The organism is Peptoniphilus sp. (genome assembly GCF_034090345.1).
Classification (GTDB): domain Bacteria; phylum Bacillota; class Clostridia; order Tissierellales; family Peptoniphilaceae; genus Peptoniphilus.
Genome location: NZ_JAXDSS010000103.1, coordinates 1 through 19138, shown reverse-complemented (window position 1 = coordinate 19138; position 19138 = coordinate 1). Strand labels below are relative to the sequence as shown.

Below are 19138 nucleotides of genomic sequence, written 5' to 3'. Positions count from 1 at the left end.
ATTACATCTTATTTAGGAGATTTTGTAAGTTATTTCAGACTTATGGCTCTTGCTTTAGCAGGTTCATTTATAGCTATAGCTGTAAATATAATAGTGAGGATGTTGATGGAGCAGGGAATTATAGGAATTATATTTGGGATTTTCATATTTGTCGCATTTCAAATATTTAATATGTTTTTATCATTCCTATCATCGTACGTGCATTCAGCAAGACTTACTTTTGTAGAAATGTTTAATAAGTTTTATGAAGGTGGAGGAATTCCATTTAAAGAAATGGTAACACAGTCAGATTATTTTATAATTGAGGAGGATTAAAATGGCAGAGTTTTTTGTTAATTATGGAGGAATGATACTTGGAGGTTTAGGTGTAGCAATTTCTGTAGCACTTGCAGGTATAGGATCAGCTAAAGGTGTAGGGATAGCCGGAGAGGCAGCAGCAGGTGTTATTATAGAAGAACCTGAAAAGTTTGGTAAAGCGCTTGTGCTTCAATTATTGCCGGGGACACAAGGATTATATGGCTTTGTAATAGGAATGCTTATGCTATTTAGACTAAGCCCGGACATGGATTTACAAACAGGATTTTCACTATTTTTAGCAGCTATTCCAATAGGTCTTGTAGGGCTTTTCTCTGCAATTAGCCAAGGGAAGGTTGTTGTAAGCGGTATAAACATATTAGCGAAAAAAGAAGAACATATGACTAAGGCAATAGTTTTAGCGGTAATGGTTGAGATGTATGCGATTTTAGCATTGGCAATCTCTTTCCTTCACATGAACTCAATTTAAGGAGGGTGTAGTGTCAAATATAGAAACTTTACTTGAAAAAATAGAAGCTGATTCCAAACAAGAACAGCAAAGTATCATTGACGCTGCAAGACAAAAAGCCGAAGAAATAGCAAGAAAAGCTGAAGTGGAATCTCGTGAAAAATCAGACGTATTCTTAAAAAAAGTAGAGCAGGAAGCTGAAAACTTAATTGAAAAAGCTACCGGAAGAGCAGAGTTAGAAGCTAGAGACCAAATTTTAAAGATAAAACAAAGTACGATTGAAAAAGTAATAGAACTTGCAGTTGATAAACTTAATGATATATCAAATGAGGATTATCTTGAGTATATAAAGAGGGAAGTTGCTGGAGTAGACTTATCTGAAAATGCTGAGTTGAAAGTTATGACCAAGTATAGAGAATACGTTGTTGAAAACTTCAAAGAGATTAAAATCAGCGAAGAAACAGTAAATTCGGGATTTGCAGTAGAAGATGGCAATGTTTTATATAATAATGATTTTGTAGGAATAATAGAAAATAATAGAAGTGATATAGAAGGCTTAATTTATAAGGAATTATTTTCAAATGAAAATTTGAAAAAATAGGAGGTAGGCATGGATAGAAATGAATTTGTTCAGTCGTCCGTCACTACCAGAATTTTTGAAAAATCTCTTTTAACTAAGTCAGATTTTGAAAGATTAATAGAAACTATTGATATTGATGATGCAATTCGTGCATTACAAGAGACAACTTATAAAGAAGAAGTTTCAAAGCTTAGCGCATCACAAAACTATGAAGAAGCTCTTGATAATATGCTTTTAGACTTTTACAAAAAGATGTATGAGATGACAAGAGAAGATTCGGTAGTAGATTTGTTAGCGCTTAAATATTATTATCATAACTTAAAAGTTGTCTTGAAAGAATATGTTTTGGGCGAAGATTTAGAGTATTTATATTATAAATTAGAAAATTTCCCAAGAGATGAAATTAAGAAAAGCATAGACACTGGAGCAAGTGTAGAGTATTCAGATGTGGTTAGAGAAGCTATTGAAGAATATGAAAAGGAAAAAAATCCGCAAGATATTGATATTTTTATAGATAAAAAATATTTTGAACATTTAAGTAAAATAGCTAAAGAGTCTAAAGTGGAACTTTTTGATAAATATGTGAGAAATCTAATTGATTTTACAAATATAGCAACAGTACTAAGGTGTAAAAGACAAGATAGAACTATTGATTTTTTAAAAAAGGTTTTAGTTGAAGGTGGAAGTATAGAAGTTGGAGAGTTAGAAAATATATTCGGATTAGAAGTAGATGAAAATTCTTCAGTATTTAGAAGAACAGAGTTTTATAAGTATTTGAAGAAGGGGATTGAAGAATATAAGCAAACAGGAACTATGTCTGAATTTGAAAAACAGAAAGACAACTATTTTATGGAATTAGTAAAAGATGTAAAGAAAGTGACATATGGTCCGGAAGTTTTGTTCGCATACCTATATGCGAGAGAAACTGAAATTAAAAATATAAGAATGGTTTTAATTTCAAAATTGAATTCAACAGATACCAACTCTATACGCGAAAGGCTGCGTGAAACATATGTATAAAATAGCAGTTGTAGGAGATAAAGATTCTGTATTAGCATTTAAAGCATTGGGAGTGGATGTAAAGATAAGCTACGATGCTGACCAGACGAGAAGAATAGTAGATGGCCTTGCAAAAGATAACTACGGGCTCATATTTATTACAGAGCAACTTGCAGAAAAAATTGAGGAGACCATCGATAGATATAATAGTGTTACAGTACCGGCAATAGTTTTAATTCCATCAAATAAAGGTTCTTTGGGAATAGGAATGAAAAATATTGATAAAAATGTAGAAAAAGCTGTTGGAAGTAACATATTGTAAGGAGGAAATTTTGAAAACAGGAAAAGTAATAAAAGTTTCCGGTCCGCTAGTTGTGGCGAGTGGCATGGAAGAGGCTGCTGTTTATGATGTGGTGGAAGTTTCTAAAGATAGATTGATAGGCGAAATCATCGAAATGAGGGGTGATGAAGCCTCAATACAAGTTTATGAAGAAACAACAGGGATAGGTCCTGGAGATGATGTAATTACAACAGGAGCTCCACTATCTGTTGAACTTGGGCCGGGACTTATAGAGCAGATGTTTGATGGTATACAAAGACCACTACAATCACTTCAAGAAATAGCGGGAGATTTCTTGACAAAAGGTGCAGAAGTTAAAAACTTAAATAGAGAAAAACTATGGGATTTTGTACCGGTTGCCAAAGTTGGAGATGAAGTAGTAGAAGGTGATATCGTAGGTACTGTCCAAGAAACTGAGGTAATAAACCATAAAATAATGGTGCCAATAGGGGTATCAGGAAAGATCAAAGACATAAAGAGTGGAAGTTTCCATGTTGATGAAACAGTATATGTACTTGAAACAGAAAATGGAGACAGAGAATTTAATATGATTCAAAAATGGCCTGTAAGAAGAGGTAGAAAGACAAAGGGAAAGATAGACCCAAATACTCCTCTTATCACAGGACAAAGAGTAATAGATACATTTTTCCCTATAACTAAGGGAGGGACAGCAGCTATACCCGGTCCGTTCGGCTCAGGAAAGACCGTTGTTCAACATCAACTTGCAAAATGGGCAGATGCTCAAGTTGTAGTATATGTAGGTTGTGGAGAACGTGGGAATGAGATGACAGACGTTCTTATGGAGTTCCCTGAACTTATAGACGAAAAGACAGGCCAGTCCATAATGAAACGTACAGTTCTTATAGCAAACACTTCAAACATGCCGGTAGCGGCGCGTGAAGCTTCAATCTATACAGGGATAACTATCTCAGAATACTATAGAGATATGGGGTACTCAGTTGCGATGATGGCGGATTCTACATCACGTTGGGCAGAGGCACTTCGTGAGATGAGCGGACGTTTGGAAGAAATGCCGGGGGATGAAGGATATCCGGCATATCTTGCATCTCGTGTAGCAGAGTTCTATGAAAGAGCAGGACGTGTTACTTGTCTCGGACAAGATAATAGAGAAGGAGCTCTTTCTGTAATAGGTGCAGTATCGCCTCCAGGAGGGGATATTTCTGAGCCGGTAACTCAATCAACTCTTAGAATCGTAAAAATATTCTGGAAACTTGATTATGACCTTTCATATAGACGTCATTTCCCGGCTATTAACTGGATAGAGTCTTATTCTCTATATCAAACTAAGATGGATAAATATTTTGATTCAGAAATAGATTCAGAATTTTCTAAAAACAGAAAGAGAGCAATGGCTCTTTTACAAGAAGAATCATCACTTCAAGAAATTGTTCGCTTGGTAGGACGTGATTCTCTATCCGAACAAGATCAATTAAAGCTTGAAGTTGCAAAATCTTTGCGTGAAGATTATCTACAACAAAATGCATTCCATGAAGTTGATACTTTCTGTTCTCTTGAAAAACAAAACAAGATGATGAAAGTTATTCTTTCATTCTATGATCAAGGACTTAAAGGAATAGAAGATGGAATATATTTGTCAGAGATAGAAAAGATGAATGTAAGAGAACGTATAACAAGAATGAAATACGTTTCTGAAGAAGAGATATCTTCTTTAGATGGAATTATAGAAGAAATAGAAAGTGAAATGAGAGAGCTTTCTCCTAATGCAGAAAAAGGGGGTACTGTAAATGCTTAAAGAATATAAGTCGGTTACAGAGGTAGTAGGCCCTCTAATGGTTGTTGAGGGAGTTAGCGGAGTTCAATATGAAGAGCTTGTAGACATTGAACTACAAACCGGAGAGAGACGTCGTGGTCGTGTAATAGAAATCGAAAGAGACAAGGCCATGGTTCAAATCTTCGAAGGCTCAACAGGAATCAACTTACAAGATACAAAAGTTAGATTTTTAGGACACCCTCTTGAATTAGGTGTGAGCCCCGACATGATTGGTCGTGTATTTGATGGACTTGGAAATCCAATTGATGATGGTCCAAAGATAATTCCTGAAGCTAAGATAGATATAAACGGGACTGCAATAAATCCGGTATCTCGTGATTATCCGTCAGAGTTTATACAAACCGGCATATCAACTATTGATGGACTCAACACACTTGTGCGTGGACAAAAGTTACCTATCTTTTCAGGGGCAGGACTTCCACACAACAATGTTGCTGCTCAAATAGCAAGACAGGCAAAGGTACTTGGTAAAGATGATAAATTTGCAGTTGTATTCACTGCAATGGGAATTACATTTGAAGAAGCTCAATTCTTTATAGACGACTTTAAAGAAACCGGCGCAATAGATAGAGCTGTATTATTTATGAACTTAGCAGATGACCCTGCCATTGAAAGACTTGCAACTCCAAAAATGGCATTGACATGTGCAGAATATTTGGCGTTTGAGTTGGGAATGCACGTATTGGTAATCATGACTGATATGACAAACTATGCAGAAGCTCTTCGTGAAGTTTCAGCAGCTCGTAAAGAAGTTCCGGGGCGTAGAGGTTATCCGGGATATCTATACACTGACCTTGCGGGAATTTATGAGAGAGCAGGCAAGATAAAGGGAAGAGATGGTTCAATCACTCAGATTCCTATTTTGACAATGCCTGAAGATGATATAACTCATCCAATCCCCGACCTTACAGGATATATAACAGAAGGACAAATAATACTTTCTAAAGAATTATATAAACAAGGAATAGAACCGCCAATAAATGCAATACCATCATTATCACGTTTAAAAGATAAAGGTATAGGTGAAGGTAAAACTCGTGAAGACCATTCAGACACTATGAACCAAATTTATGCAGCATACACTTCAGGAAAAGAAGCTAAAGAGCTTTCAGTAATCCTTGGAGAATCTGCACTTTCAGAAGCTGATAAGGCATTTGCAAAATTTGCCGATGCTTTTGAAAGAGAATATGTAAATCAAGGATATTATTCAAATAGAAGTATTGAAGAAACTTTAAATACAGGATGGGACTTACTTAGAATTATTCCAAGAACTGAGCTAAAGAGAATAGATGATAAATTAATTGATAAATATCTTGCTGAAAAATCAGAAGTTGAAGTTGAACAAAAGAATCAGACTAAGAAAATGGTTAATAAATCTATAGAAGAGATAGATAAGCAAAGAGCTGAACAGTCAATGGCAGCTGCAAAAGCAACTCTAAACGATATAAAAGGACACGATCCGGTAAGCCAAGACAGAAAGTAGGGATAGCATGGCTAGATTGAATGTAAGTCCTACCAGAATGAATATGACAAATCTAAAGGGTAGGCTTGCTACATCTAAAAGAGGTCACAAACTCTTAAAAGATAAGCAAGACGAACTGATGAGAAGATTTATTGACTTAATAAGAGAAAATAAAAAACTTAGAGAAGAAGTCGAAGAAGAACTTCATAGAGCATTTGCGAACTTTCTATTGGCGTCATCTTCTACAGACCCAAAGATGTTAGAAGCGGCTGTATCTTTTCCGACGCAGGCTACAGAACTTGATATAGAAATTGAAAATGTAATGAGTGTATTCATTCCAAATATGAAATTTCAAACTAAAAAGTTAACTGAGGCAGGTTCGATATATCCTTATGGATATGCTCAAACTACTTCTGATTTGGATGAAGCAATAGATGGTTTAAACAGAGTGCTTGAAAGATTACTTGAACTTGCACAAATGGAAAAGTCAGCTCAATTGATGGCTGATGAAATAGAAAAGACAAGACGTAGAGTAAATGCACTTGAGTACAAGACAATTCCGGATTTATCTGAAACAGTTTCTTATATAAGAAGTAAATTGGATGAAAATGAAAGAGCTAGCATCACTCGTCTTATGAAAGTAAAAGATATAATTTCAAAAGAAGAAAGTAAGCAACCAAAGAAAGAACCTGAGTTCCATAGCTTTGATTTGGCAAATTAAATAAATTTTAAAATATCTGTTAGTAGAAACACTCAACAGATATTTTTTATAATAATTATTTAATGCTCAGCAAAGAGTAAAATTCATTTTTTATTAATAGCCTAGTGATTACTAGAAGTATATAAAATCTTCCATTTTATAAAGCTTAATTTAATTAGAGATTATAAAAAATTTATAAAGTGTTGACTTTTTATTTTTTTGATAGGCTGAAGCAAACAATAGAAAACGATATTATATAATGTAGAAAAAATTTTAAAAAGTTATTTAATTAAGATAAGTATATTAATTATTAAAGAAAATTATAGAGCAATCTAAATAAAAAGGAGGAGTTTTAATGGGAAAGTGTCCAAATCTTCAAAGGTATAAAAACGGAGATGGGTTTAGTTTGTAAATGACTAATATTGACTAGACAAGATATAATAGATCTAACATAAATGTTGATAGTAACAATTGGGTTATATATAGGGTTATTTTTCTTCTGATTTTTCAAATGTATTATACGATAAATATTATTATTTAAATGGAATTACGAAATATAATGCATCATTTAACAAACAAATAACATTGTGCAATCCTAATAGAGATTTTAATACAGGAAGTGCTATATATAATGGGGGATTTTCTCAATCATATTTGTATAGAGCAGAAGGGAGTTATACACCTATGAACTATAGTAGTGTTACTAATAGAACTGGGAAATTTGGAGTTTCAGGGATTTATGGAAGTAGAGATAAAGTAGAAGTAAATAGTAGTACACAATGGGATACAGAAAATATAACTATAAGATTTAACTAATCAAAATAAGATATGATTTGATAAAGGAGAGTGAAAGTGAATAACAAAACTAAGTTTATAATAATGTGTTGCGTATTGATGATGACTAAACGTGTTCAGGCTATGGAAATACAAAGAGTAAATATTCAAATTCCAAGTTTTAAGGTAAGCATTAATGATATTGAGTTGGAAAAGAGAGAAAATAAATATCCTATTATTTTATATAAAGATGTAACTTACTTCCCAATGACATATAAAAATTCAAGATTTTTAGGAGTGAATACTTTTTGGGATAAAGATACAAGAACTTTAAAAATAGAAAGTGATGTACCAAAAGGAAATTATTATAGATATATTGGAAGAAGAAATAAAAATTATGATGTAGCTAAGCAAGCAGATTTCAATATAGTTGTCAATGGAAAGGATATAGATAATAAAAATGAAAAATTTCCTTTGTTAGTATATAGAGATGTGACATATTTTCCGTTGACATGGAGATTTTGTAATGATGAATTTAATTGGGAGTATAGCTTTGATAAAGATTCAGGCTTGAGAATAAGTTCTAAAAAAAATAATTATAAAAGAGATATTTTAAATGTAAGTTCATACAATACTAATTTTAGAGAATACTATTTCTCAAAAGAAATAGGAGGAATAAACTACTTAGTAGGAAGGAATAGAAAGAATTCAAATATAATAATCTCTAAGGTTGATAGAGGAAAAGATGTTGAAGTAAAAGATGTAAATAAAAATGGAAGCAATTTAGTGTTAGACAATAATAATTTATATTTTACCGTGGATTATGAAACTCAAAAAACTGTTAATTGTTTAAATTTAATAGATATGGAAGAAAAAGAAATATTAAGGCTTGATGTTAATAAATGGGATCCTATATTAATGACAGCACTTAATGGAAATATTTATTATAAAACTTCTATAGAAAATGGATCCTTATTCAACCAAAATAGAAAGAAATTAAATAGAGAAGGTTCTCTAACAGGTTTGAGAAAAGTAAATAACTATGTATTTGCGACTTTTGATCAAGGTGACAATTTAATAGTTTTTGATAAAAATCAAAGTATAGTTGCAAAGACAAAGGGAAATATAAATGTTAAAACAGTTAGTGTTTTAGATGGAGTATTGACATTTAAAGATGAAGATACCGGGTTAATAAGAGAAATGAAGTTTAATATTTAATAATTAAGTCCGTCGAAGAAATTCGGCGGATTTTAATATGGAAAGATAAAGTATAAATTTAATATAAACATAATATTTAAAATAGCTTTGAAACTATAATTTAAATGATAAAATAAGATGAGTTGCTAGAGAAATACGAACAAACAATGAGATGAAGCAATTTAAAATACTAACATTTGGAATGAAGAATTTTAAAAGATTTAGAATCAAAATATTATTTATGACAGATTCAAAAATTGTAAATTGATATACACTCTCTTGAATGGTTGAGTTTGAATTAGATATCTGAAGTTGAGTTTCTTGATCGGTGCCTCCTATATACTAATTCACCTGAGGAAATCATATCTTGAAAGTTTTCGTTTTCTATTACCGAATTCATTTCTTGTGCAAAAGCTGTTCTTGAAAATATAGAGATAAAGAACATTATCAAAAAAGTAATAATAAATTTTTTATTTTTCATATTATTTCTCCTTATATTTGTTTTTTTATATAGGCATACAAGATTAGGCTATATAAGACGGCAATTGTAAATTTTACAATATCTTTTTCTATTATACCGGCGCAATAAATTAAGAAATTTAATAGCATAAGATAAAAAATCAATTTTGATAAGTTTTGAAATGAGGTTGTAAAAACTAATACATGAATGTAAAATTTTTGAAATACTAAGATAAATATAATATAAAAATTATACTAAAAATAGTTTTAAAGTTATAATTAAAATGGTAAAATAGTAAAAATATAATTTTAGTTTGGGAGAAGAAGATGGAGCTAATTTTAAAAATAAATGATATTTTAAATGGAATAGTTTGGGGTTGGCCTATGTTAATCCTATTACTTGGAACGGGAATTTTATATACTACAGTGCTAGGGGTACCGCAGCTTACAAAATTTTTCTACACAATAAGAAATACTATACTGAAAGTTTTTGAGCAGGCGAGTGAAGAACACGAGGGAGATATAACTCCTTTTCAAGCAGTGTCTACAGCGCTCGCAGCCACAGTTGGCACAGGGAATATAGCCGGAGTTGCTACAGCAATAGCATCCGGTGGGCCTGGGGCTATATTTTGGATGTGGATTTCAGCGCTATTTGGTATGGCGACAAAGATGTCAGAGGTAATATTGTCCATAACGTATAGAGAAACGGACGATTATGGGTATTCAATAGGTGGGCCAATGTACTATATCAAAAATGGATTGGGATTTGGTTGGCTGGCAAGCACTTTTGCATTTTTTGGAATGATTGCTTCGTTCGGAATAGGCAATATGACTCAATCGAATTCCGTTGCTGTCGCACTCAACACCACATATGGATTGAATAAATTATATGTTGGTATAGGAGTTTCAATCTTAGCCGGCATTGTAATAATTGGCGGGATAGCACGTATAGCAAAGTTCACAGCAAAGTTAGTTCCTCTTATGGCAACACTATATATAGTAGGTGCATTATTTATAATATTTTTAAACATAAAGAACGTGCCAAGTGCTTTTGCTGAGATTTTTAGAACTGCTTTTTCACCGAGAGCTGCTTTGGGTGGCGGAATGGGAATAGCTATTAAAGAGACTATAAAATTTGGTATAGCAAGAGGTGTATTTACAAATGAAGCTGGCTTGGGGTCTGCACCGATAGCACACGCCGCAGCTCAAACTGACCATCCGGTAAGACAAGGGCTGTGGGGGATATTTGAAGTGTTTGCAGATACTATAATGATATGTACCTTAACTGCGCTGGTAATCATTGTTACAGGTCAAGCTTACAGTGGTCTGACAGGAGCGGAATTGACTACAAAGGCATTTCAAACCGGATTTGTAGGGGGAGACCACGTAGTTACAATTGGGCTCACTCTATTTGCCTTCTCAACTATTTTGGGTTGGGAATACTATGGAGAAAAGTGTTTCCAATATTTATTCGGCAGAAATTCGGTTTGGATTTATAGATTAATTTATATACCGATAGCAACAGTTGGAGCTATTGGAGGCTTACAGGAAATTTGGCACATTTCAGATACATTAAATGGACTTATGGCAATACCAAACTTGGTTGGAGTTTTACTCCTTATGCCGGTTGTAATAGCGTTAATCAGAGACTTCTTCAGAGATCCGGACAGAAAGAGAACTAAAAGAGAAGAATACCTAAGTGCTATTCCGGAAAAATATAAAAAGCATTTAGATATTTAGCAGAGAAATGATTTCTAATCAATGTAAAAATGCATGGATTTAATTTTTAAATGATTAGAGCGGTAAATCCGTGTAAAAAGCTGACAATATTTTAATTTAATGATAAAATCAAAATATTGAGGGAGTGGTTATATGATAGAAAATTATAGTAAAGAACTTCCATACAACTGGACGGGAAGAGTAGATTCAGTGAATGATTTCGACTCATTTAGATGGCATCAATGGGTTGAGATAATAGATTTAAATGATGAAAGTTTAGAACCTTTTGAAGGTAAATTTGGAATTGGTATATTAGGTTTCGAATGTGATTGGGGAATAGAGTATAACAAGGGAAGAGTTGGAGCAGCCAACGGACCTAAGAGCATTAGAAAAGAACTTTCTAAATTGCCATGTGATTTTCCAAAAGAAGTGAAAATTTTCGATTGTGGAAATGTATATGTTCAAGGTATTAGTTTAGATGAAGGACAAAGATGTTTGGCTAAAGCGGTGGACAGAATGTTGGATTTAAATTTAAATCCTATTATTTTGGGTGGAGGGCATGAAACAGCATTTGGACATTACCAAGGACTTTTTAATAAGTATGGAAAATCAAACAAGTTAGGAGTAATAAACTTTGACGCACATTTTGATTGTAGACCTTATGAAGAAAACGGCCCATCATCAGGAACTATGTTTAGACAAATTCATGATATGAACAAAGAAAATGGCCTTAATTTCAACTACTTGCCAATAGGAATACAAAAGCATTCAAATACTGTGAGCTTGTTTAATTTTGCAAAAGACGCCGGTGTTGAATACATTCTTGCAAAAGATATTGTAAATGGAGAAATTTATAAACTATTTGATAAGATTGACAAGTTTACAAGAAAGTTGGATTCATTGTACGTTACAATCTGTTCAGATGTATTTTCAAGTTCTTATGCGCCGGGGGTTAGTGCACCACAACCTTTGGGATTGGACCCTGAAGTAGTTATAATAATTTTGAAACATATATTACAAACTGGCAAAGTAGTTAGTTTTGATATAGCGGAAGTATCGCCAAGATACGATAAAGACAATGCTACAGCCAGCCTTGCAGCAGTGTTGATATACAGTGCAGTGAGTGAGATGGTTGAAATAAACTTTAATTAGGGGGAAGAAATGACAGATATAGTAAAGCCTTCAACACTTCCAGGATTTATGGAATTGTTGCCGAGAGAACAAATACTTTTTAATGAGATGTTGGACACGATAAAGAGAAACTACGAGAAGTATGGATTTTTGCCATTGGATACTCCGGTAATTGAAAAGAGTGAAGTACTTCTTGCGAAGGGTGGTGGAGAGACAGAAAAACAAATCTATAGATTCCAAAAGGGAGACACGGATATGTCTCTTAGATTTGATTTGACAGTTCCATTGGCAAGATATACAGTAGAACATTTCAATGATTTGTCTTTTCCATTTAAGAGATATCAAATAGGAAAGGTATATCGTGGAGAAAAGGCGCAAAAAGGAAGATTTAGAGAGTTTTACCAATGTGATATTGATACGATAGGAAATGAAAAGCTCAGCATTTTAAATGATGCTGAATTCCCTGTTGTAATATACCACACATTTAAAGAATTGGGATTTGATGAGTTTGTAGTAAAGCTAAACAACAGAAAAATATTAAATGGATTTTATAAAGAACTAGCAATAGAAGATACAGTTTCTGTGCTTAGAACTGTAGACAAGTTGGATAAAGTAGGTATTGATAAAGTTAAAGCTGAGCTTTTAGAGGTAGGAGTTTCTGAAGAAAATGCCGATAAAATTTTGAACTTCATCACAATAGAAGGTACTAATAAAGAAATTATAAAACAGCTTGAAAATTTAGGTATTGAAAATGAAAGTTTTAAAGAGGGAGTTTCAGAATTAACTACTGTAATAGATTGTATTGGTGGATATGGAGTTCCAGAGACAAATTATAGAGTTGATCTAAAAGTTGCAAGAGGACTGGATTATTATACAGGAACGGTTTATGAAACAGAACTTGTAAACTATCCTGAAATAGGTTCGGTTTGTTCAGGGGGAAGATATGAAAACCTTGCAAGTTACTACACAGATAAGAAACTTCCGGGAGTTGGTATTTCAATAGGATTATCAAGACTTTTCTATCAATTAAATCAAGCAAATATAATTGAAGCAAAGAGAGAAAGCTTAACAGATGTAATGGTAATTCCTATGGATGAATATGAAATGGACAGCATAAAACTTGCTGCAAAATTACAAGAAGCAGGCATAGCTACAACTGTCTATACAGAAAAAGCTAAGCTTGGAAAGAAATTTAAGTATGCTGATGCTTTAAATATCCCATACACAATTGTAGTTGGAGAAAATGAAGTACAAACGGGGAAATATGCTATCAAGGATATGGCAAAGCAAGAACAAGAAAGTTTAACAATAGAACAAATAATAGAAAAATTAAAGTAATAAAATCCGACGGGCAATCGTCGGTTTTTTGTAAATAAATCTTAAATAGATAATTTTTTTAAGAAAGGATATACAATTCCTGCGCCAATTGCACCGAAAAGACCTTGTAATAAATTTGGAATCAAAGCAGCAAGAGCTGTTTCGTAAGTGTATCTCAATATTCCAAATTCATATAAAAAATATCCAGCTGGCATAAATAGACAAGCTATACCAAAAGCTACAAAAGGATTGAGCTTAAACTTTTTAAGAAGTTTAAATGCGATGAAAGCTTCAATTGCTTTTATAACTAAAGTTGCAGGAGCATAAAGACTATATCCAAGCAAGATATCAGCGAGTGCACAGCCGGCTCCGGCAGCAAATGTATTATATGCAAATGGTAAAAGAGCTGCAGCCAAAAATACGGCTATTTCAGACGCGTTAACATACCCTTTAGTGGCCGGGATTGGAATATTTATAACCATAGTAGTTACGGTTACGATAGCCATAAAAAGGGCAGTTCTAGTTAATAACTTAATATTCATAAAAAACCTCCAAGTAATTATATTATAATTATATGGAGGTTAACGATTTTTTACAATACTTTATATAGATGGATTCTTGGCAATTAAAACAATGGCAGTAAGGGTTAGTACAATTTCATCATTTTGATTCATAGAAACCATATCAAATTTTACAACTCCATGAGGATTTTTCTCTGAAGGAGTGATTTCAGATACAGTCAATGTGGAATGTAACTCATCATCAGCAAATACAGGAGCCAACCATCGTATGTTGTCCATTCCAATACCGGCGATAACTCCTTTTTCATCGATTTTAGTTTTAACCCACTCTCCCCAACATACATTTAAGGTCATTAATCCAGAAGCAAAAAGTTTTTTAAACCTTGTCTTCTTGGCAACAGATTTATCTAAATGAAAAGGGCGAGGGTCATATTTTTTAGCATGTTCTAAAATATGTTCCTCTGTAATTTTAACGGCATCTATATTAAATGTTTGTCCAACAAAATAATCTTCTAAATACATAATTCACCTCTTTTAAAAGATACCCTTAGAAAAATTAAAATAACTGAGTATAGAGAGTGAGTTTAGGTATATTTCTATAGGAATTGTTGTATAATTATAAAATAATGAAAAAGGGAGAAATTATGAATAAAAATATTTCTGTAATAGGTGCGCCACTTGATATGGGTGGAGTACGTCAAGGTTCTAGATTTGCGCCTGACACACTTAGATTGCTTGGTCTGATAGATAAAATAAAAAGACTTGGATTAAATATAGATAGAGATTTTAACTTAGATATTCCAAATGGATATAAATTAGAAAAATCAGAAGACAATTTAAATCATTTAGATATGATTTTAGAACAACTATATACTCTTTCTGAAAGTGTAAAAAATGAAATGGAAGAAGGTAGATTGCCTTTAGTAATAGGGGGCGACCATACAACAGTTCTTGGAACTATGAAAGGTGTGTTGAATAATTATCCAAATGCTGGGCTAATATATTTTGATGCTCATGCAGATATAAACACAACAGAAACTTCTCCGTCGGGGAATATACATGGAATGCCTATAGCAGCTTTAATCGGAATGGGAGATGAGAGATTAAAGGTTGTTGGTGGAAACTTAACTTTAAATCCAAAAAATATAGTTTATGTGGGCCTTAGAGATTTAGATAATGGCGAAAAGGAAATTTTAAAGGATAAGAATATAAAATGCTATACTATAGCAGATATTGATGAGCTTGGAATTGGAAGAGTTATGGACGAAACCTTGGAGTATCTAAAAGATACAGACGGAGTGCACGTTTCATTTGATGTAGACTGCTTAGATCCAATGCTTGCACCAGGAACAGGAATTCATCTATTTGGAGGGCTTAATTTTAGAGAGGCAAGACTTGGTTTGGAGAAATGTCACGCTTCAGGAAAAGTTTTGAGTTTGGAATTTGTAGAGTTAAATCCGTTGTATGATTATGATAATAAAACGACAGAGTTATTAATTGAACTTATTTGTGCAGGGTTAGGAGAAGTTAGATTATAGATTAATTTTGAGGAGTTATTATGAGAAAGAAAGTACTTACTATAGCCGGAAGTGATTCAAGCGGAGGAGCAGGAATACAAGCTGATTTAAAGACTATGATTTCAAACGGAGTGTATGGGATGAGTTGTATAACAGCGATAACAGCTCAGAACACTACAGGAGTTAGAAAAGTATTAGAAGTCAGTCCGGAAATTTTGGATGAGCAGTTGAAATGTGTGTTAGAAGATATATTTCCAGATGCTGTAAAAATAGGAATGGTTTCAAATTCTGAATTGATTGAAGTGATAGTGAAAAATTTAAAAAAATATTCTGCAAAGAATATTGTAGTGGACCCAGTTATGGTGGCGACAAGTGGTTCAAATTTAATTAAATCAGGGGCAGTGAGTGCACTAGAAAATAAATTATTTCCAATAGCTGATTTGATAACTCCGAATTTAAAAGAGGCAGAAGTTTTATCTGAAAAGAAAATAAAAAGTAAAGAGGACATGCTTACTTCAGCGAAGTTGATATATGAAAAGTCACACGTGGCAGTGTTGGTAAAAGGTGGACACTTGGATAGCAGTTGTGATGATTTGTTATATGATGGAACTGAAAATTGGTTTAGAGGAGAAAAAATAGATAATAAAAATACACATGGAACCGGATGTACACTTTCATCAGCCATAGCTTCGAATTTAGCTAAAGGAAATTCACTTAAAGACTCAATATATATGGCAAAACTATATTTAAATAATCTACTGATGAGAAAGATGGATTTGGGTAAAGGAAGTGGCCCGTTAGATCACGGATATTTTATTTCTGAATAGAGCGAAGTAAAGGTACTGGAATTTAGTGCCTTTAAAATTTATTTTTAATTATTATAGATACTTTCTAATATAATTATTTTCATGTTAATATAGTAAATATAAAAAGAAAAAGCATTTAATAAGTGTATATTTAGAATTTAACTCATATATTTGAATGAGGTTTGATATGGATACTAAAAAAATATTTAAACAGAAATTTCCCTTTTGGGAAATGTTAACAGAATATGAACAAAATTGTATAGTTGAAAGTACCCTTTGTAATAACTGTGAAAAAGGTGATTTAGTGCATGGGGGAAGAACTGTCTGCACGGGTATACTCTATGTAATAAATGGCAAGCTAAGAGGTTATGTGTTATCTGAAGATGGAAGAGATGTGACATTGAATAAACTTGTGGAAGATAGTATGTGCATAATGTCGGGAGCTTGTATCATAGATGATTTAAATCAAAATTTTTATATAGAGGCAACTGAAGATGCTCAAATTTTAGTGATTGATGTGGAGTGTATAAAAAAACTTTCTGAAAAATATAGTGAAGTTAAAATATTCTTTTTGGAAATAGCAAAGGATAAATATCAAAATGCATTTAATTTAATGCAAAGTATGATGTTTGTGCCATTAGAGAAACGTCTTTTGAATAAACTTTTAGAAGAAAGAGAAAGACAGAATTCTGATGTGCTTAGTTTAACGCATGGAGACATTGCAAAAGATATAGGCTCGGCAAGGGAAGTTGTTTCAAGAAGTTTAAATACACTGCAAGATAAAAACATAATAAGCCTTTCAAGAGGTAAGATAGGAATTAAAAATATAGAAGAGTTAAAAAAATTGATATAATAAAGAAAATAAAAATTAACGATGTTAAACTAAATTAATAATAATCGATTTGAGAAAGAGATTATGAAGAATAAAATTTTTTAGTAATATTATATTATAATAAAGTTAGTGTAGTTTTAATTATTATGAGTAGAATGGTCATTGTAAATCAGCGAGACTACAAAAAATAGTATAGTCTTTAAAAGACGGAATGAACAGTTTTAAAAGCTTCTAGAAGTAGAAAAAGACGAGAAAACTAAAGATTCTCGTCTTTTTTGATACAATACATTTATTAAAAAGCAAATTCATATATAGGCAGTGAATAATTTTACATTAATTAATGACAAGATAGTAAGAATAAACTTTAATACCATAAATATACAATAACTATATTTGTGGTTTATGAAGTGTTTTAGAATAGCTATAATCTCTTTGAGAGATATTTAAATTGAGTAATAGTATTAACTTCAAAAATAAACGGGAGTAGTGTATGTTATGGAGACAAAAAAATTTTTGCAAAAATTTAATTTAACAGAAGGAACAGTATGGAAGATTATGCTGCAATTTGCAATGCCGATTTTTCTGGGGACTTTGTTTCAATCGCTCTATACGACTGTAGATGCGATTATTATCGGAAGATTTGCAGGTAAAGAAGCATTAGCATCAATAGAATCTGTATTCACATTAACAAAAATGCCGATCAATTTTTTTGCTGGACTTGCATCAGGGGCAACAATTATTATTTCTCAATATTATGGGGCAAAAAAGAATAAAGAGGTGTCAGATGCAAGTCATAATGCTATGTTGTTTGCTTTTGTCGGGGGGATAGCATTGACTATAATTGGCTGTATTTTGTCACCATTTGCTATAAAAGCCATTCGTGTTCCAAATGAAATTGTAACTGATGCACAGAGATATATCTTTATTTATTTTTCGGGGATAGTTGTATCTATGCTCTATAATGTGGGAGCCGGTATATTGAGAGCGCTTGGAAATTCTAAAACACCTTTTTATTTTTTAATCGCAGCTAATTTTCTTAATGTAATTTTAGATTTGATTTTTGTAGCATTTTTTAGATTAGGTGTTGTGGGAGCAGCAATTGCTACTGTTTTTTCTCAATGTCTAAGCACTGTTTTGATTGTAGTGGCATTAACAAAAACTAAATTGCCTTGCCAAATAAGCTTTAAGAATCTAAGATTTCATAAAATTCATGTAATAGAAATCTTTAAGTTGGGATTACCAATAGGAATACAATCCGTTTTGTATCCACTCTCCAACACTATAGTTCAAGCTAGCATAAATAGTATAGGAGTTGATAGCATTGCCGCTTGGGCTGTTTGTGGGAAATTAGATTTTCTTATATGGGCTATATCTGATGCTTTTTCTGTTGCAGTGGCAACTTTTGTTGCTCAAAATTATGGTGCACAGAAGTACGAAAGAGCAAGAAATGGTGTGAGAGTGGGATTAATTATGGCATTGACCTCAATATCAGTAGTGAGTTGCGTTTTATATTTCTGTAGTGAAATTTTTGCGCAACTTCTTATTGATGATGAAAATGTAATTTTTATTACTTCGCAAATTATGCACTTCATTGCTCCGTTATATCTTATTTATGTGTTTTGTGATATCTTGCCTGGAGCGATACGAGGAACGGGAGATACATTTAGGCCTATGGTAATAACTCTTTTGGGAACTTGCATTTCAAGAATTTTGTGGGTTTTATTCATAGTTCCGCTTAACCCTACTCTTATAACAGTATTATCATGTTATCCCATATCATGGGGGATAACAGCGTTCATATATATAGTATACTACATAAAGCGTTTCTCAAGATTGGGTAACAAACTTAAAAGTATTTAAGTTAAGTAAAGCACTTAAATTATATATAGTGGTATTACAAAAATTTATATATACAACAAATTTGCTTTTTAGACTAAGATGTTTTTAACTGTATAAGTTTTTATATTTATAAAACTTGGAATTAAAGAATTAGCTTTCTCATCTTCAAACACCAATGTTCAAATAATGTTTTGTCTTTAGTGTAAATTGTTTCTAGCAATTTATATTTTATACTAATATCCGTTAAACAATAGATACAATTGTGTGATTTAATGTAGTATAATAATATTATGAAAGATATACAAAAACAAATTCAAGAATTAGAAGTAGAACTCAAAAAAACTAATAACAAAAGAGAATATATAAGGA

The 19138-nt window shown here is 32.5% G+C and carries 20 protein-coding genes; 17 read left to right on the top strand and 3 right to left on the bottom strand.

The window, feature by feature from the left end:
- From SOR77_RS08185 to SOR77_RS08140, 10 genes are all read left to right on the top strand, one after another.
- The coding region (locus SOR77_RS08185) for a V-type ATPase 116kDa subunit family protein (protein WP_320636625.1) at positions 1-315 on the top strand (315 nt) is incomplete at its 5' end.
- 1 nt (position 316) lies between these two features.
- Positions 317-784, top strand: a complete 468-nt coding sequence (locus SOR77_RS08180; RefSeq protein ID WP_004819372.1) for a V-type ATP synthase subunit K — start codon at positions 317-319, stop codon at positions 782-784.
- A gap of 10 nt (positions 785-794) precedes the next feature.
- Positions 795-1364 (top strand): hypothetical protein, encoded by a 570-nt coding sequence (locus SOR77_RS08175; protein WP_320636624.1) that lies wholly within the window; start codon positions 795-797, stop codon positions 1362-1364.
- 9 nt (positions 1365-1373) lie between these two features.
- Positions 1374-2363, top strand: coding sequence for a V-type ATP synthase subunit C (locus tag SOR77_RS08170; protein WP_320636623.1), 990 nt, complete (start codon positions 1374-1376; stop codon positions 2361-2363).
- Positions 2356-2664 (top strand): V-type ATP synthase subunit F, encoded by a 309-nt coding sequence (locus SOR77_RS08165; RefSeq protein WP_004819361.1) that lies wholly within the window; start codon positions 2356-2358, stop codon positions 2662-2664. Before SOR77_RS08170 ends, SOR77_RS08165 begins: the two co-directional genes overlap by 8 nt.
- Positions 2665-2674: 10 nt before the next feature.
- Positions 2675-4456: a V-type ATP synthase subunit A gene (locus SOR77_RS08160; RefSeq protein WP_320636622.1), complete on the top strand. Its 1782-nt coding sequence runs from the start codon at positions 2675-2677 to the stop codon at positions 4454-4456.
- Positions 4449-5978: a V-type ATP synthase subunit B gene (locus tag SOR77_RS08155; RefSeq protein WP_320636621.1), complete on the top strand. Its 1530-nt coding sequence runs from the start codon at positions 4449-4451 to the stop codon at positions 5976-5978. Before SOR77_RS08160 ends, SOR77_RS08155 begins: the two co-directional genes overlap by 8 nt.
- A gap of 7 nt (positions 5979-5985) precedes the next feature.
- Positions 5986-6678, top strand: coding sequence for a V-type ATP synthase subunit D (locus tag SOR77_RS08150; protein WP_320636620.1), 693 nt, complete (start codon positions 5986-5988; stop codon positions 6676-6678).
- Positions 6679-7341: 663 nt separating this feature from the next.
- Positions 7342-7473 carry a hypothetical protein gene (locus SOR77_RS08145; protein ID WP_257009105.1) on the top strand — a complete coding sequence of 44 codons (132 nt, stop codon included), beginning with the start codon at positions 7342-7344 and terminating at the stop codon, positions 7471-7473.
- Positions 7474-7509: 36 nt separating this feature from the next.
- Entirely contained in the window at positions 7510-8649 is a 1140-nt protein-coding gene (locus SOR77_RS08140) for a hypothetical protein (protein ID WP_320636619.1), read from the top strand.
- 277 nt (positions 8650-8926) lie between these two features.
- On the opposite strand, the gene SOR77_RS08135 is transcribed toward SOR77_RS08140, so the two are convergent.
- Positions 8927-9109 carry a hypothetical protein gene (locus SOR77_RS08135; RefSeq protein ID WP_320636618.1) on the bottom strand — a complete coding sequence of 61 codons (183 nt, stop codon included), beginning with the start codon at positions 9107-9109 and terminating at the stop codon, positions 8927-8929.
- 305 nt (positions 9110-9414) lie between these two features.
- Between SOR77_RS08135 and SOR77_RS08130 the strand changes: the two genes are divergently transcribed.
- The 3 genes from SOR77_RS08130 to hisS all read left to right on the top strand — a co-directional run bounded on the left by SOR77_RS08130 (position 9415) and on the right by hisS (position 13275).
- Positions 9415-10827: a sodium:alanine symporter family protein gene (locus SOR77_RS08130; protein ID WP_320636617.1), complete on the top strand. Its 1413-nt coding sequence runs from the start codon at positions 9415-9417 to the stop codon at positions 10825-10827.
- Positions 10828-10959: 132 nt separating this feature from the next.
- Positions 10960-11958, top strand: a complete 999-nt coding sequence (gene hutG, locus SOR77_RS08125; RefSeq protein ID WP_320636616.1) for a formimidoylglutamase — start codon at positions 10960-10962, stop codon at positions 11956-11958.
- Positions 11959-11967: 9 nt separating this feature from the next.
- Positions 11968-13275: a histidine--tRNA ligase gene (gene hisS / locus SOR77_RS08120; protein ID WP_320636615.1), complete on the top strand. Its 1308-nt coding sequence runs from the start codon at positions 11968-11970 to the stop codon at positions 13273-13275.
- Between the two features lie 41 nt (positions 13276-13316).
- On the opposite strand, the gene SOR77_RS08115 is transcribed toward hisS, so the two are convergent.
- Both SOR77_RS08115 and SOR77_RS08110 read right to left on the bottom strand, forming a co-directional pair.
- Entirely contained in the window at positions 13317-13796 is a 480-nt protein-coding gene (locus tag SOR77_RS08115; RefSeq protein ID WP_320636614.1) for an ECF transporter S component, read from the bottom strand.
- A gap of 60 nt (positions 13797-13856) precedes the next feature.
- On the bottom strand, positions 13857-14297 hold the full coding sequence (locus SOR77_RS08110) for a MaoC/PaaZ C-terminal domain-containing protein (protein WP_320636613.1): 441 nt from the start codon (positions 14295-14297) through the stop codon (positions 13857-13859).
- Positions 14298-14419: 122 nt separating this feature from the next.
- On the opposite strand from SOR77_RS08110, the gene rocF reads away from it, so the two are divergent.
- The 4 genes from rocF (at position 14420) to SOR77_RS08090 (ending at position 18790) form a co-directional block, all read left to right on the top strand.
- Complete coding sequence (rocF, locus tag SOR77_RS08105; protein WP_320636612.1) at positions 14420-15313, top strand: arginase; 894 nt, start codon at positions 14420-14422, stop codon at positions 15311-15313.
- 20 nt (positions 15314-15333) lie between these two features.
- A complete protein-coding gene (gene thiD / locus SOR77_RS08100; RefSeq protein ID WP_320636611.1) occupies positions 15334-16119 on the top strand; it encodes a bifunctional hydroxymethylpyrimidine kinase/phosphomethylpyrimidine kinase in 786 nt (261 codons plus the stop codon).
- Positions 16120-16285: 166 nt separating this feature from the next.
- On the top strand, positions 16286-16951 hold the full coding sequence (locus SOR77_RS08095) for a Crp/Fnr family transcriptional regulator (protein ID WP_320636610.1): 666 nt from the start codon (positions 16286-16288) through the stop codon (positions 16949-16951).
- A gap of 474 nt (positions 16952-17425) precedes the next feature.
- A complete protein-coding gene (locus SOR77_RS08090; RefSeq protein WP_320636609.1) occupies positions 17426-18790 on the top strand; it encodes an MATE family efflux transporter in 1365 nt (454 codons plus the stop codon).
- Positions 18791-19138 lie beyond the last annotated feature (348 nt).

What these genes read in the sequence shown, in the direction of transcription:
- SOR77_RS08180 (WP_004819372.1), top strand. Translation starts at nt 317, where the DNA reads ATGGCAGAGTTTTTTGTTAATTATGGAGGAATGATACTTGGAGGTTTA.
- SOR77_RS08170 (WP_320636623.1), top strand. Translation starts at nt 1,374, where the DNA reads ATGGATAGAAATGAATTTGTTCAGTCGTCCGTCACTACCAGAATTTTT.
- SOR77_RS08165 (WP_004819361.1), top strand. Translation starts at nt 2,356, where the DNA reads ATGTATAAAATAGCAGTTGTAGGAGATAAAGATTCTGTATTAGCATTT.
- SOR77_RS08155 (WP_320636621.1), top strand. Translation starts at nt 4,449, where the DNA reads ATGCTTAAAGAATATAAGTCGGTTACAGAGGTAGTAGGCCCTCTAATG.
- SOR77_RS08150 (WP_320636620.1), top strand. Translation starts at nt 5,986, where the DNA reads ATGGCTAGATTGAATGTAAGTCCTACCAGAATGAATATGACAAATCTA.
- SOR77_RS08145 (WP_257009105.1), top strand. Translation starts at nt 7,342, where the DNA reads ATGAACTATAGTAGTGTTACTAATAGAACTGGGAAATTTGGAGTTTCA.
- SOR77_RS08135 (WP_320636618.1), bottom strand. Translation starts at nt 9,109, where the DNA reads ATGAAAAATAAAAAATTTATTATTACTTTTTTGATAATGTTCTTTATC.
- SOR77_RS08130 (WP_320636617.1), top strand. Translation starts at nt 9,415, where the DNA reads ATGGAGCTAATTTTAAAAATAAATGATATTTTAAATGGAATAGTTTGG.
- hutG (WP_320636616.1), top strand. Translation starts at nt 10,960, where the DNA reads ATGATAGAAAATTATAGTAAAGAACTTCCATACAACTGGACGGGAAGA.
- hisS (WP_320636615.1), top strand. Translation starts at nt 11,968, where the DNA reads ATGACAGATATAGTAAAGCCTTCAACACTTCCAGGATTTATGGAATTG.
- SOR77_RS08115 (WP_320636614.1), bottom strand. Translation starts at nt 13,796, where the DNA reads ATGAATATTAAGTTATTAACTAGAACTGCCCTTTTTATGGCTATCGTA.
- SOR77_RS08110 (WP_320636613.1), bottom strand. Translation starts at nt 14,297, where the DNA reads ATGTATTTAGAAGATTATTTTGTTGGACAAACATTTAATATAGATGCC.
- rocF (WP_320636612.1), top strand. Translation starts at nt 14,420, where the DNA reads ATGAATAAAAATATTTCTGTAATAGGTGCGCCACTTGATATGGGTGGA.
- thiD (WP_320636611.1), top strand. Translation starts at nt 15,334, where the DNA reads ATGAGAAAGAAAGTACTTACTATAGCCGGAAGTGATTCAAGCGGAGGA.
- SOR77_RS08095 (WP_320636610.1), top strand. Translation starts at nt 16,286, where the DNA reads ATGGATACTAAAAAAATATTTAAACAGAAATTTCCCTTTTGGGAAATG.
- SOR77_RS08090 (WP_320636609.1), top strand. Translation starts at nt 17,426, where the DNA reads ATGGAGACAAAAAAATTTTTGCAAAAATTTAATTTAACAGAAGGAACA.